At 33.2% G+C, this 14,704-nt stretch carries 12 protein-coding genes; 6 read left to right on the top strand and 6 right to left on the bottom strand.

Translation table 11 applies throughout. From position 1 onward, the window contains the following. Window positions 1-12: 12 nt before the first annotated feature. The 4 genes from MPR_RS14260 to MPR_RS14245 form a co-directional block, all read right to left on the bottom strand. Entirely contained in the window at window positions 13-2,088 is a 2,076-nt protein-coding gene (locus tag MPR_RS14260) for a flotillin family protein (protein WP_006267068.1), read from the bottom strand. Between the two features lie 25 nt (window positions 2,089-2,113). Further along, window positions 2,114-2,839, bottom strand: a complete 726-nt coding sequence (locus MPR_RS14255) for an OB-fold-containig protein (RefSeq protein WP_041893641.1) — start codon at window positions 2,837-2,839, stop codon at window positions 2,114-2,116. 216 nt (window positions 2,840-3,055) lie between these two features. After that, complete coding sequence (locus MPR_RS14250) at window positions 3,056-5,389, bottom strand: TonB-dependent receptor (protein WP_041893638.1); 2,334 nt, start codon at window positions 5,387-5,389, stop codon at window positions 3,056-3,058. Between the two features lie 202 nt (window positions 5,390-5,591). Then, window positions 5,592-7,259 (bottom strand): formate--tetrahydrofolate ligase, encoded by a 1,668-nt coding sequence (locus tag MPR_RS14245; RefSeq protein WP_041893634.1) that lies wholly within the window; start codon window positions 7,257-7,259, stop codon window positions 5,592-5,594. 303 nt (window positions 7,260-7,562) lie between these two features. Between MPR_RS14245 and MPR_RS14240 the strand changes: the two genes are divergently transcribed. From MPR_RS14240 to MPR_RS14230, 3 genes are all read left to right on the top strand, one after another. Beyond that, window positions 7,563-8,144 carry a PhnA domain-containing protein gene (locus MPR_RS14240; RefSeq protein ID WP_006260179.1) on the top strand — a complete coding sequence of 194 codons (582 nt, stop codon included), beginning with the start codon at window positions 7,563-7,565 and terminating at the stop codon, window positions 8,142-8,144. A gap of 103 nt (window positions 8,145-8,247) precedes the next feature. Next, window positions 8,248-8,781, top strand: a complete 534-nt coding sequence (locus tag MPR_RS18215; RefSeq protein ID WP_052472632.1) for a transposase — start codon at window positions 8,248-8,250, stop codon at window positions 8,779-8,781. Between the two features lie 23 nt (window positions 8,782-8,804). Continuing rightward, complete coding sequence (locus MPR_RS14230) at window positions 8,805-9,683, top strand: IS3 family transposase (protein WP_041888823.1); 879 nt, start codon at window positions 8,805-8,807, stop codon at window positions 9,681-9,683. A gap of 286 nt (window positions 9,684-9,969) precedes the next feature. Here MPR_RS14230 and MPR_RS14225 read toward each other — a convergent pair whose 3' ends face one another. Next, the gene (locus MPR_RS14225) at window positions 9,970-10,380 is read right to left on the bottom strand and encodes an NUDIX hydrolase (protein ID WP_041893633.1); all 411 of its coding nucleotides are present in this window, start codon (window positions 10,378-10,380) and stop codon (window positions 9,970-9,972) included. Between the two features lie 378 nt (window positions 10,381-10,758). Between MPR_RS14225 and MPR_RS14220 the strand changes: the two genes are divergently transcribed. The 3 genes from MPR_RS14220 to MPR_RS14210 all read left to right on the top strand — a co-directional run bounded on the left by MPR_RS14220 (window position 10,759) and on the right by MPR_RS14210 (window position 12,201). Next, window positions 10,759-11,352 (top strand): cell wall assembly protein, encoded by a 594-nt coding sequence (locus tag MPR_RS14220; RefSeq protein WP_235280456.1) that lies wholly within the window; start codon window positions 10,759-10,761, stop codon window positions 11,350-11,352. A 108-nt stretch (window positions 11,353-11,460) separates the two neighbouring features. After that, entirely contained in the window at window positions 11,461-11,814 is a 354-nt protein-coding gene (locus MPR_RS14215) for a CD225/dispanin family protein (protein WP_041895565.1), read from the top strand. Between the two features lie 9 nt (window positions 11,815-11,823). Continuing rightward, a complete protein-coding gene (locus MPR_RS14210) occupies window positions 11,824-12,201 on the top strand; it encodes a DUF2752 domain-containing protein (protein ID WP_041893632.1) in 378 nt (125 codons plus the stop codon). A gap of 58 nt (window positions 12,202-12,259) precedes the next feature. Here MPR_RS14210 and MPR_RS18430 read toward each other — a convergent pair whose 3' ends face one another. Beyond that, on the bottom strand, window positions 12,260-14,296 hold the full coding sequence (locus MPR_RS18430; protein ID WP_139177182.1) for an outer membrane protein assembly factor BamB family protein: 2,037 nt from the start codon (window positions 14,294-14,296) through the stop codon (window positions 12,260-12,262). Window positions 14,297-14,704 lie beyond the last annotated feature (408 nt).

Genomic DNA, 14,704 nt, shown 5'->3' with positions numbered 1-14,704 from the left:
GATTAGTATATATTAAGATAACTTCTTATTCCCTATACCGAAACTCTGAACAGCATCAGCTATATTGCTTAATAAGCCCATATTGTCCTCAGTTGCGTTTTGTTGCATCTTAAGTACTAATGATGCAATACTAAGATTCTTTAAATCTTCAGTTGTGATATTAAACTGACTCGCATAGTGCTTAATATTATTAAATAACTCACCTTGGCTGATAGTAGAACCATCACCTAATAGAGCAAGTTTAATATCTTGAGCATTCTGACTTTTGTCGATTAATTGGTCAAATCCTTTTGCACGACTAACTTGATTGATAATGTTTTCGAAGAACATTGTTTCTCCTCCTACGATATCAATCTTAGCAGTCTGAAGCGCAGAAGATAATACGTTAGCTTGTGACTGAGCAATGTCTTTTTGGATTGTGATAGCAGCCAATTCCACTTCTTTTTCTTTCTGAAGTTGAAGTTTGAACTCTTCGTGTTCTTTACCAACACCATCCATTTGCTTCATAGCATTTGCTTTCTCTTTTAATCCTTCAGCATCAGCTATTGCTTTTTCTTTCATCACTTCAGCTTCAGCTAATCCTTCTTTTCTCTTAGCTTCTGCTTTCGCTTCGATACCAGCCGCTTCAGCAGTTGCTATACGTTGTATTTTAGCAGCATCTACGATACTTTGTTGTTCTACAGCCTCTGCTTTTGCTTTGATTACTTCTGCCTCAGCTAATCCGATAGTAGCATCTTCACGAGCTTTTGCATCTGCAAGTATCTTACGTGCCTCAGCTTGTTTAATAGAAGCTTCTTTCTCTGCTTCTGCTTCGATCAGCATTTGTTGAGAGATTTGCTCTTGAGCAGATTTTTTAGCTTCTGCTTCTTTCACTGTTCTGATTAAGTTCTCTTCTGCTTGTCTGCTAGCTTGAGTGATACCTACTTGTTTCTCTCTTTCTACAGCGCGAAGTGCTTCAACGTCTTTGATGTTTTGTTGTTCTTCCACAACTCCTTTTTCAAGCTGTACTCTTTCGCGAATAACATCTTGTATCGTCTTTTTCTCTTCCTCTACAGCACGCTCTTTATTAATCTGAGCTAGTGTTACGATACGCTCTCTTTCTGTTTGTTCTAACGCTCTGTCTTTTTCTACTCTTTCTGTTTCTACAGCATCAGTACGCTCTTTATTTTTAGCAGCGATGATTACTTGACGTAGTTTATTCTCTTCTAATACAGCCAGACTCTCTTCTGTAGAGATGCGTACACTTTCTGATTTAAGACGTTCTTCCTCACGTACCTTTTGAATCTCAGCTTCTTCACGAGCGCGGATATTATCCACTTCTCTGCGTTGTTTCTCTTCTTTTTCTGATAACTGTCTTTCAAGTTCTAAGATAGCTTCACGAGCTTCTACGTCTTGCTTCTTGATTACCTTTTGCTCATCTCTACGGATAAGGTTAGCATTGATGTTTTGTAATGCAGTAAGTTCAGTAATCTTTTTGATACCTTCAGAGTCAAGAATGTTCTGAGGATCTAAGTAAGAGATATTTGTTTGTTCTAAGTAGTCGATAGCACAGTCATCTAAGATGTACCCGTTTAAGTCTCTACCTATGATATTAATAATCTCTTCTCTAAACTCTCTACGCGCTTCGTATAATTCGATAAATTCAAATTTCTTACCTACTGTTTTTAAAGCTTCAGAAAACTTCGCTTCGAATATGTTTCTTAGCGTTTCTACATCACTTGCACGTTCACAACCTAATGTTTGTGCCACATTAATTACGTCTTCTATAGACTTGTTAACTCTAATAAAGAAAGCTACTTTAATATCTGCACGAATATTGTCTTTACAGATAAGACCTTCGTTTTGCATTCTATCGATTTGTAGTTTTTTTACAGAGATATCCATAATCTCCATTTTATGGAATACAGGGATCACGTAAATACCTTTGTTAAAAGCTACTTTAGTCCCTCCAACCCCTGTTCTTACTATAGATTTACCTTGTGGTATCTTCTTATAGAAAGATGCAAGTATTGCAAAAAATAATAATACTAATAGAAAAAGTGCGCCTATAATAATAGCTATTAATGTCCCTAGACCAAACTCACCCATAGATTTTAGTGTTTATAGTTAATAATTAATGTATTCTTCTTACTTGGAATATATTTTCTTTATCACATTTTTTAATGATAATGACTTTCTCTCCATATTTTATTTGGTTACCATCTGTACTCTGTACCAATATCTTGATTGGATCTTGATCGATGACTACCTCCATATTTCCTTGTTTATCCGCTATGATACTTGATAGCATAACACCTTCTTTTCCGATGAAGTCTATTGCCTTCTCACCGTGATAGCCAGTATTCTTTAAAAACTTAACTAACGGAAGTGTAGCATAATGTGTTAAGATAATCGCTATAAAAGAAAGTGGAATTAATATCACAACAGACCAAAAGCCTAGATTCACTACTTTAGGAATTGTAGTAGTTAATAACGTACCTGCCCAAGTAAAGAATTTAAAGATGGTTAATACAATCATGAAAGGGATCTTCCCTACATTCATAAACTCAAGTATCTGCATAAAGATACTTGGCTGACGTACATCTACATGGTCTGCTACATCCACCTCTTTATCATGAGCAATGTCTAGATGACTCTGTTGTAAATCAAAGTCTGTATCTACATTTGCATCAATGTCTATGTCAACATCTATTTCAGGATTGACATCCATATCAATATCAAAACCATCAAAACCTCCTAGTACAGCAGAGAATATCCAATAGATAAAGGTTATTCCCATTAATACGCTCATAATAGCGTTCGGAAGCGGATTGAATAAATGATGAATTATTTCTGTCATTTATGAATAGCGTATTATATTAATATGTGTTTAAAATTTACCAAATATAACTTAATTTTAAGAAAGTGTTCTGCTTTATTTTGTCAATATTATAACATAGAAGCACAATTTATCCTTTTAGGATACCGCTTTTAGAAAAGATGACTAGGATACACTTATTTCTAAGATCCCAAATAGAATAATAACAATCTTATGAGTGATTATTTATCTGTTTTATTAAAAGGAGTAAGTCGCATGGATTGACATTGTAGTTCCAACTCCTCTAGTGTAATCAGCGTGAATACCTCTGTATTGACTTACTGGTGGATAGTAGGTTGTATTGAATAAATTGTCAATACCAAGTGTGAGTGACCAATGGTTATTAGGTTTATAATTTGCACTAAGGTTAAATAGATTGACTTCACTTATGGGGCCTTGTCCGTTTTTATATTTTCCATTGTTATTTGGACTGAAGTGTTTTCTACTTCCTGTGTTTATCCAGAATAAAGATAGAGTAGCTTTACTGAACGGAGTATATGTAATAAATGCAGTTGCTTTATTAGGCGGTATTCTATCTCCTCCTAGATATTCTAAGATGCCTTTTTTATTCTCTGTTTTTCCTTCTATAGAGGTGAATGTACCACCCATTTTTAATCTCTCTATTATTCTTGCCTCTAAAGCTATTTCAAAACCTTTAATCTTTTCGGGTTCTCTACTAGGCATCAGATATCCTCCGACGTCTATAAGATTAATACCATATTTAGAAGTGCTGATATAGTATGAGGTTTGTAGTGAGAAAATGCTGTATTTACTAGAGAAACCTATTTCGTAATTATTAGTAATCACAGGAGAAGTCTCTAAATTATTCAGCGTATTAGCATCTGCTCTTCTCAATATCTTACCTACTTCATTGAGGGAAAAACCTTGTGAGTAACTGATAAATGGATTGAAGTAATCATATTTAGCGTATCGGATACCTGCGTTAAATACTGTCGCTCTGTAAGATAGTTTACCTCCATTGACAGCTATAGAGCCTTCGTTATTTGGGCCTGTTGCTATAGTGGTGTAATCATTGATTCTTACGTTCGAATTTTCATAACGAATCCCTCCTTTAAAGATAAAGTCATCTAGCAAATCTATCTTTAACTGTGCATAAGGAGCTATGCTTAGCATTTTCATTTGAGGAGTTAATATTCTACCATCTGTGAGGTCTTGCATAGTCATATCACTGAGTAGATCAAAACCGTAAGTGATTTCAATAGGGGTGTTATAAAGCATGAAAGGAGTATTAAAGTTCGCTCTTAGCCCTTTCTTTTTTGAGATTATCCTAGTCTGACCTGGGCCATACCAGACTGTTCCTTTCGGTACATAGCGATTCATAGATTGGAAGGAGGTGAGGTAAGCACTAATGTCTAATCGGGTATTAGCATAAAGAGCATTGTTAGTATAGGTTAACATAGCATTGTGATTGTATGGTGTGCCTACTGGCTTTCCACCTTCACTACCTCTTATACCTATAGCAGGCTCCTGTCCATAACGTCCTGGTTTCGTTTTGTACTTCTCATCTTGTACGGTAGTGTAATAATTGTAGAGTAATTGTAGTGATGAGGAATCATTGAGCTGATAAGATAGTTTTGTGAAGATGTTTCGCTCATAAGAATTAGATAGACCACCCAGTTGTCCTAATGGCAAGCCTTCACCATCTCTTTGTAAGCCATTGTATTTAAGATGACCACCTATAGCGTAGCTGAAGTTATTTATTCTACCTGAGAAATATTGTCCTATTTGATAGCCTAAGGTTCCACTACTGTGATAAGGGTTAAAGGTAGTACCTATTTTAGTTTGTCCACTTAGTGGTTTGTTGCCAACGTCTTTTCTAGTAATATAATTGATAATACCACCCGCAGATCCATTGCCATAGATAGATGTTGCCCCTTTTATTACTTCTATTTTTTCGATAACATAAGGATCTAGAGAACGTATACTCCGGGCTCCATTCATTAAAGGAAGAGATTGAGGGATACCATCTATTAAGACTAATAAAGGTCTTCCTCTCAGTGTCTGTCCTGTATTAGCTACTTTATTAGTAGCTGTAGCGAGTCCTGGTACTGTATTACCTAAGATATAGCTGATGTTACTATTAATATCACTCTGTGTTTCTATTTCTTGTTTGGTGAGTATCGTTACTGAAGAGGGTACTGTAGAGATGTGTTCTGGTTTTCGACCAGCAGTAATGATAATTTCATTTATAGTTTCAGGATTATCAGCAAGTGTAATTGTAAAGTTGTTAATTGTATCTTTTTGTAACTCAAGAGTCGTATAGTAATCAGCGTAATCAAAGGCTTTTAACCTTAAGTCAACAGTAGTAGAATGAGCATCTGTTAGGGAGAATATACCAGTATCGTCAGTGATACCTACATTTTGATTATTTATCTCTACAACTACATTAGGAACAGCATGACCAGAAGGATTTTTTACTCGAAGATTTAAATGCTGTGCCTGTGAGAGCATTGATAATGAGGAGAATAGTGTGATGTAGAGTTTCTCTTTTCGGGAGGATAGTAATTTCATAACTTATTTATTTAGAATTATTCTAAACAAATTTATGCAAAAGCATCACTTTATTAAAAAAAACAGACCGTAAATTGAGAGGCATATGTAGTTAAAGTTTTGAATAGTAGATGTTTAATTTTGATTATTTCACAATTATTATAAAATGAATAGGGTCACCTTTATAAGGCGACCCTACTATTATAGTATATGATATCAGCGATTAGCTCAATCCTTCTATTAATCCATCTACTAAGTCAATTCTTAGCGCTTGTGGAGATTTAGGCAATCCAGGCATACGCATAATATCTCCTGCTATAGCCACGATAAACTCAGAACCTCTATTAATCACTAAGTCATTGATTACAATGTCAAAATCTTTAGCTACACCGTATGCTGTTGCGTCTGCAGAGAATGAATATTGTGTTTTGGCAATACATACAGGATATTGATCCATATCTGTGTTTTTTAGTTGGGCTAATTTCTTTTTAGCAGCAGAGGAGAACTCTACTTTATTAGCTCCATATATCTTCTTAGCGATATTCTCTATTTTTACAGCTATTGTTTCACTGTCTTGATAAGGGAACTGAAGAGGTTTACTTGGGTTGTTTGCTATTGTGTTTACAACTACTTCCGCTAGGGTTTTAGCGCCTTCACCACCTTCTACGAATGCATTGTTAATCGCAAATCCAATGTGGTTATCCTTACAGTATTGCTCCACGATTTGTAGCTCCTCTGCGTCATCAGTTGCATACTTATTGAAGGCAACTACTATGCTTTGTCCATAAGATTTAATGTTCTCTACATGCTTAGCTAAGTTCTCTAATCCTTTGCGGATACCATCTGTATTTTTAGCTTTAATATCTTCGATAGCTACACCACCGTGCATTTTTAATCCTTGTGCAGTAGCTACTACCACTGTCAGTTTTGGTTGTAAACCAGATTTACGACACTTGATATCAAAGAATTTTTCGGCACCTAAGTCTGCACCAAAACCTGCTTCAGTGATGACATAGTCTCCATAGCTCATAGCCATTTTAGTAGCGATAACAGAGTTACAACCATGTGCAATATTAGCGAATGGTCCACCGTGAATAAAGGCAGCAGTGTTTTCCGTAGTTTGTACTAAGTTAGGATTAAGTGCATCTTTTAATAGTACCGTAATAGCTCCAGCTACACCTAGATCTTTTACTGTAAACATACTTCCGTCATAGCGATATCCTAATAAGATATTTTCGATTCTGCGTCTAAGATCTTCTATGTCTGTCGCCAAACACATAATAGCCATAATCTCAGAGGCTGGAGTAATGTCAAATCCTGATTCTTGTGGTACTCCATTAGCACTACCTCTTAGCCCAGTGTTGATATAACGCAAGCTACGGTCGTTCACATCTAATACTCTTTTCCACAATATTTCTTTAATTCCGTTTTCATTAGCTCTATTCTGATAGATATAGTTATCAAATAAAGCGCTTATCGTATTATGGGCTGATGTGATAGCGTGAAAATCTCCTGTGAAGTGTAGGTTGATATTCTCCATAGGCAATACCTGAGCATATCCACCTCCTGCAGCTCCACCTTTCATCCCAAAACATGGACCTAATGAAGGCTCGCGTAGGGCTACTACAGCTTTCTTGCCTATTTTATTTAATCCCAACGCTAGACCTATAGATACAGTAGTCTTACCGATACCTGCTTTAGTAGGAGTGATTGAAGTAACTAATATTAAATTTGACTTATTGATGTTCTCTGTATTCATAGCATCTAGAGGAACTTTAGCCATATACTTTCCATAAGGGATAAGCTCTTCTTCATTTACACCGATAGAGTGTGCTACATCTTGTATTCTCTTTAACTCACATTCGCGAGCAATTTCGATATCTGTTTTCATTTATAATGATAGTTTGTGTTATTGAAGAGTAAAGATAAGGTTTTTTGTAAGGGCAATTATCGCTATTGTGCTTAATTAAAGAAGGTGTAGGTATTATGGCGAATTGTGTAATGAAAACCAAGACATATAAGTCGAAACCATAATTCTAGGATTCAATTTTTAGATTGCTTCTAAAAAATTAAGTATTTTATTAAATTCATATCTGTGTAGTGTAAATGGTTTAATTACTGAAGTGTTTTATTATTTTTTATATCTAAATAATAACATATATCTTTACAACTTTAATAATATATTGTTTTATAAATGAAGACTGAAGCACAATTAATAGAAAGAAGTGGTAATAAATGCGAACTATGTGAGGCAACTGGACATTTAAATGTATATGAAGTACCACCTGCAGCAGCTAATGAAGCAGATAGAGAAATCTATATTTGTGATACTTGTTTAGAGCAAGTAGAGAAGAAAGCTGAATTAGATGCTAATCACTGGCAATGTCTGACTACATCAATGTGGAGTGAATTTCCAGCTGTACAAGTAGTAGCTTGGCGTATGCTGAACCGTTTCCGTAACGAAAGTTGGGCAGCAGATAGTTTAGAGATGATGTATTTAGACGATGAACTTTTAGAGTTTGCTAAACTTACAGGAGATCATACAGGGGATGGAAGTGTAGATCTTCATAAAGACTGTAATGGTAATGTATTAGTAGGAGGAGATACTGTGACATTAATTAAAGACCTTGATGTAAAAGGATCTACTATTAATGCTAAGATCGGTACTGCTGTTAGAAATATCCGTTTAGTACACGATAATACAGAACAAATCGAAGGAAAGATAGATGGTCAACAAATCGTTATCTTAACCAAGTTCGTAAAGAAACAAGCATAATTAGCATATACTGATATAACAGCCTCTTTGTTTTAGACGTAGAGGCTTTTTTATTGGCTTGACCCGTCCTAAAAAAACTGTACAGTTTTTAAAACATTAAAAGATGGGAAGAGAACCAAAAAACAAAGAGCGTTATCATTTAAAATTCATAGAACAAATAGTTCAAGAAATAGAGAATGGAGCAAGTCAAAATTCGGTAATTCGCGAGTATAGCCTAAATAAATCTACGCTAAATCGTTGGGTTAAGAAATATGCAAGTCCCGAGTATCATGCTACACGTAAGAATAAAGTTTATTCAGAAAGCCTTAAACGTCAAGTAGTTCATAGTATTACAGAACACCATATGACAGCACAAGAAGCCTGTATAATGTATGGTGTAGAAAGTATAAGTACAATAAATAACTGGTTGTTAGTTAATTATAATAAAAACATAGATATTTGTAATGAAATTGTTATTCCGTCACTTATGGAAGAAAAAACATCCAATACAGAATCTTTAGAAATTAAAGCTTTAAAAAAGGCTTTATCAGAGGCACAATTTAAGATAGTAGCTTTAAATACATTGATAGATGTAGCAGAGAAAAGTTTGGATATTGATATCAGAAAAAAGTCTGGTTCCAAGCAGTTGAAGAAGTAAAACTCTTATACCCTAATAAGGGAATAAAAAAAATATGTCAACTGTTTGGTAAAACTCGAAGTGCTTATTATCAGTCAATAGACAGATACGCAAGTCAATCTATTAAAGATGAGATTATTCTTCAAGAAGTTTTAAATATTAGAGCTACTCTACCAAGAGTAGGTACTCGAAAACTTCAACATATGTTACAAGAACGCTTAGGTTCGCACAATATAAGCGTAGGAAGAGATTATCTGTTTGATTTATTAGACAGTCATAAAATGTTGGTTAGGCAACGAAAGCGCAAAGCATATACAACAGACTCCAGAGCTTGGAGAGGACAGTATTTAGACTTGTATAATGGAGTAAAAGTTACTAGACCAGAACAATTTTGGGTAAGTGACATCACCTATATCAGGTTAAATAATACTTGGGGCTATTTAAGTTTAATCACAGATGCTTATTCTCATAAAATAATGGGCTATAGTTTTAGCTTAGATTTAACTACTAATGGATGCTTACAAGCCTTGAAAATGGCATTAAAGAACAGGATTTATACAGAGAAACTTATTCATCATTCAGATCGAGGATGTCAATACTGCAGTAGTGTTTATACTAAAATACTGATAGAAAACAACATATCTATTAGTACAACACAAGGTGGTGAACCAAGAGATAATGCAATAGCTGAGCGTGTAAATGGTATAATTAAAGGTGAATTTGATTTAAACTATTCAAGTTTAGGTTATCAAAAAACGATTGATAAAATTAAGAATAGTATAGAAGCTTATAACCAAATTAGACCTCATGATAGTTGTGATAGGTTAACTCCAAATCAAGCTCATTTAAAGACAGGTATTCTAACTAAGAGATGGAAGAATTATTACAAGACTAATAAACAAAAACAACAACCTGTACAGTAATAAAAGGATTAATAAAAATCTGTACAGTATTAAGTAGGATTATTAACTATAGCTGTACAGTTATAGTAGGACGAGACAGCTTTTGGTAGCAGTGAGTCCGTAGTGAGTCCGTTATGAATCCGTAGTGACTCCATTAATTCTCGATAAATAACGCAGTCATTACTTAGGTGTTATAGTAAGGTAATGCTGATATTGCAAAGAAAATAGGTACAGTACTAGATGAAACTAGAAACCTGAGAGGGTCTTTGTAATGATGTTGAGAGTACGTTGTAGTACTATCAGAGGATTAGAATAAACTTAACCAAATAGGAACACTAAATTCTTCTAATAGATGTGCAAGTTTAGTTTCTTTATAAGTTTCTCTTGTGAGCCACTTGGCTTCCGCTATTTCTGAAGCTACTTCTAGCGTTTGATGAGTGATTATAATATGATAGATATGAGCTTTCACTATAGTATTCTTTTCATTCACAGCTTCTGTACTATGTGTACCCAATAGGGTTAGTTCATTTGTGTTTACTGTTAAGTTTAGCTCTTCTTTTAACTCTCTTATTAATGCTTGTTCAGGAGTTTCTCCTTTTTCGATTTTACCACCTGCCATCATATAATAGGTAGACGTTTTTTTGCGTACAGTCAGTAATCGGTTATCTTGATCTGTTATTAATGCTGATGCTAAATATAGAATAGTAGGAGTTGTCATATTGGACAATTTTAAGTTACAAAGATACTATTATTAAAAATAACTGTTTAGTTGATAGGTGTTTTTGAGTTTTTTTAGAACAAAGAATATTGTCCTAAATCAGTTTAAGTAGGTGAGGTGCTAAAATTAGTTGGTTAATATTTAAATAATTAGCGTTGTATTTAGTAAAGTTTAGTACTTTTACCACCAAAATAAATGAATTACATATATCAATTGACTTAAATGATAAAAAAAATATAAGTTTGTTGTGAAAATATGTTTTTCAATTAAAAAATATTTTATCTTTATTCTATTAAAGTGATACCTAGTATAGAATAAGATTTAGTGTATTACATTAGTTTTAATTTTTAAAATCCGTAAGCCTGATAAGAGGCGAAAATGAACATCACAATGGTAAAAGAAGAATTTACTGCATTATTTAAAGGGTATAAAGTACCTAATGAAATTAAAAGTTTATTGGAATTTCAGACATCTGAGACTATTCCATCTTATTATTCTAACGCTATCTATTTAATAGACGAAGATCCAGGAATCATCGAATCTATTTCAGAAGAAGAAGAATTTGTAAATTCGTTTGTTCCTTTTGCAGAAGCCAATAGTACTGGTAGTATTTACGCTTTTTGGGTACAGGATAAAGCGGTAAAAAGTTTGGATAACTGTCCTATCGTTGTTTTTGGTGATGAAGGAGGAGTGTTTATCGTTGCTAAAAATATCAAAGAGCTACTACAGATCTCAGCTTATGATGTGGAGGCAGTTGTGTTTATGGAAGAATTCTATTTCCCTGATAAAGAGGAATTGATAGAAGAAGGAGAATTCGATGCTGCAGAGTTCAATAAAGAATTCTTAGATTGGCTTCGTACTGATGCGAAATTAAAACCAATTCTTACAATAGAAGCTATAGATGAAGTGATTGCAAATGCACAAGATCAATCTGCTGAAGAGCTAGAGCAATTTATAGCAAAGTTTGCATAAGTATAAAAGAAAAAAATAAGTATAAAGAAAAGAGAGGAATTTCCTCTCTTTTTTGTTATATATATGTTAAAAAAAATAGCTATCTTGCTCAACAAAATAAAAATAAATATGGAATTTAATCAATTTGAAAATCAAGTTACAGAACAACGTGAGAAGCCTAATAACTATATGGGGCTATCTATTACTTCTACAGTATTAGGTCTGTGTTCTTTCTGGTGTATTGGGTTAATATTAGGTATTATTGCTATCGTAATGTCTAGTCAGTCTACTAGTAAATATAAAAATGGTGAGTATGAGGCTTCTGTTAAAGCAGCTAGTACAGCGAAGAAATTAGCTTTAGTAGCTATTTTATTATTTGTAATTGCTATTGGTAAAGCTGTTTTTGATATTGTGAGTGCAGGTGGTATTAATGCATACTTCGAAACAATTATGGAGCAAGTGAGAGCAGCTCAAAACATGTAATAGACTATAATGAAGAATTGGATACTTAGAATCATATTTCTAATAATTCCTCTTTTTGGATTATATTATTACTATCAGTTTTTTGGGAGTGGTGATAATGGTGGTCTATCGTGTATGTTCTATCGTGAGACAGGATGGTTATGCCCTGGATGTGGAGGACAGCGTGCCTTGCATGCTTTATTACATGGACATTTTAGAGAGGCTATAGAATATAATGTAATGATATTAGTATACTTTCCTCTACTTGCTTTTTTATATATAGCATTAGTGGAAGTGTATATTGTAAAGAATGATAAGTTTTTGCAGAAATATGCTATTCCGAATTGGTTTGCCTATTCTTTTCTAGTACTTATTATTGTATTCTTTATAGTCAGAAATATATGGTAAAGTAAAAAGCCCCTTAGTTAATCTAAGGGGCTTTTTTATTTATAAGAAGATTAGGTTCTTATTTTTCTTTAAAAGTGCGTAGCTCATTTTTATATACATAGTATATACTACTAGTGATAGGGTCTATTTCGTATAGAGGTCTATTGTTGTCAATAGCTATTTTATCTACTTCTTTACCGTCTTTCTTTCTCACTTTGACTAGTTGTGTAGTTTCTCCTTCAGTACCTCTAGCGAATACATAAGCATATTCAGCAGTTTGTTTAAGAGCATTAAATCTACTTTGTACCAATGGAGTAATAGTACTATTCAGGTCATTCATAAGGGACTGTTGAGTATTTAGTGTTTTTTGTGCTTTAGCACGATCTTTCTCGCTGAATACATAGTCTTTGCTTTCTACTACTTGACCATTAGCATTGCGATAAGATACAGAATAGGTCGCGCTTGTTATGGCTTGGTTTTTAGCATTCATAGCCCCCATATAAGCATTACCAGCTATAGATGCTGATTTTAGTAAGCGTCTTCCTGCTTCTCCTGGTTCTTTATACGTGTTGTGGTATATAACATTTCCATCTTGCCCAACTCCGATAACATCGTTTTGTCCAATGATACAGATTACACCATCGATGACTTCTAGACTAGTAATTAGCTTGTCATTTTGTACATCTATTTTGTCTCCGATAGGCTCTGGTGCATCTGCAGAGTTAGGGTCAAACTTGTATATTTTCTTATTGTTATAAGCTAAGAATACTTTTGTGTTTTCATCTTGTCCTACTGCTAATGGTCTGTTTTTATTGAATTTTACATTTCGTTTCCAGATTTTTTTACCACTAGTATAGTCTACCATATTACCATAAGTATCTGTAAGGTATAGTACTCTGTTGTTGTCCACTTTATCTAAGAAGTAGATTTCATCATCTGATTTATCAGCTATTTCAATAAATTTCTTCCATTTAGGTTGTCCTTCTTGGTTGATTAAATTCATTTCTGTATCTGCTATATATAGGTAGTTATTGTCAATAGGGATCACTCGTTTAATAGATTTACCTTTGGCATCTTTTTTCCATATCTTTTTTCCATCCCCATAAGAGTAGAAGTTAAATCCAGTATTGTGTGCGATTAATATCCTGTCATTCCAGTCTTCTATGTAAGACAAAAACTTAGTTGTAATATCACTTTTCCACAGTTTATCTCCTGTATTAGCATTTAGGATGTTCAGAGAACTTTTTGTACTTAATAAAGACTTTTCTTTATTGATAATGATAATGTTTTCTAAGTTTTGAGATAAGTAAAAATCATTGATTTGATAATCTGTTTTCCATTTTATCTCACCCGAATTTAAGTCAAGGTTAAATAGAAAGCCTTTGACTGTGATATATAGTTTATTATCTACTTTTAGAATAATATCTTCTGCTTGTGTTAGCTTAGAGAGTTGTTCTTTAACGCTAAGAGAAGAAGTGATTGTTTTAAAAACCGACATTTTCTCTTGAGTACCTACTTGAGTACTCCATAATGTTTTTTTGTCTGTTGGCGATAAGTACTCAAAGTTGAATGCACTTTCGTTAGCTGTTAATAATAGAATAGCATTATCTTCTATTATATAGTTTGTTTTGATTATTCTTGATTTACTTTCTTTTGTGTTGAATATAACATCTCCATTGAAGATATTAATTATTAAATCATTGTCATCTAGTTTGATTTTTGCATAAGGAGATTTTGGAAGTATTTCGATTTCTGTAGCTACTTCTTCGAAGTGCATTAGGATACTTCCTAAAGCTGTAGATTTAAAATCACTTTGATAATCTTTTTTTACAATCTTCCAAGTAGTTTGATTAGTAGTAGGATTATAACTAGAGATAATGTCTTTATCCTTAACAATTATATCTCCTGTAGCAGGAACTAAACTAATAGATTCGATATTATTGTCAAATTTAGTAACAACATCAGCTTGTCGTTGTGCGTAATTAATGGACGTAGCTATTAAAAGAGCACTGAGTAAAAGTTTTTTTATTGTATTTTTTTTAACAAAAGTAAGCCAAAAAAATGATTGTGTTATTTTTTCTTTAATTATTTGATATTTATCAAATAAATGCAACAAAAAAGGAAGATGTTAAGATGATGGTGTTTTTTGGATATATTGAGATATCTGCAATAATCAAAGGTAATTTGAGATATTATTGCTGAATATTTATTTATTCTTTTTTACTTTTACTTATTTGATATTGTTAATTATTATTGTAGTTTTATATATTATTTAGATGGGTATTGTGTTAAAGTGACTTTATTTGACATTTTTTTGATTATATTTTTTTGTTTTAAAATAGTTGAAAATTAGAGGATAAGGAAGGTTAGTATTTCTATTTAAAAGTTTGAAAAATAAATTGATACGGTACATTGATAATTTTTTAAGAGAAAATATTCGTGAAAGTTCTGAGATTTAAGTATATAGTTTTTTTATTCTTTTTTTAAGAAAATTAAAAAAGGGAATGAAAGTTGTAGTGTATAG

It is taken from the genome of Myroides profundi (assembly GCF_000833025.1).
Classification (GTDB): Bacteria; Bacteroidota; Bacteroidia; order Flavobacteriales; family Flavobacteriaceae; genus Flavobacterium; species Flavobacterium profundi_A.
Note: the sequence above shows the minus strand (reverse complement) of the source record. Positions and strands in the feature narration are given on the sequence as shown.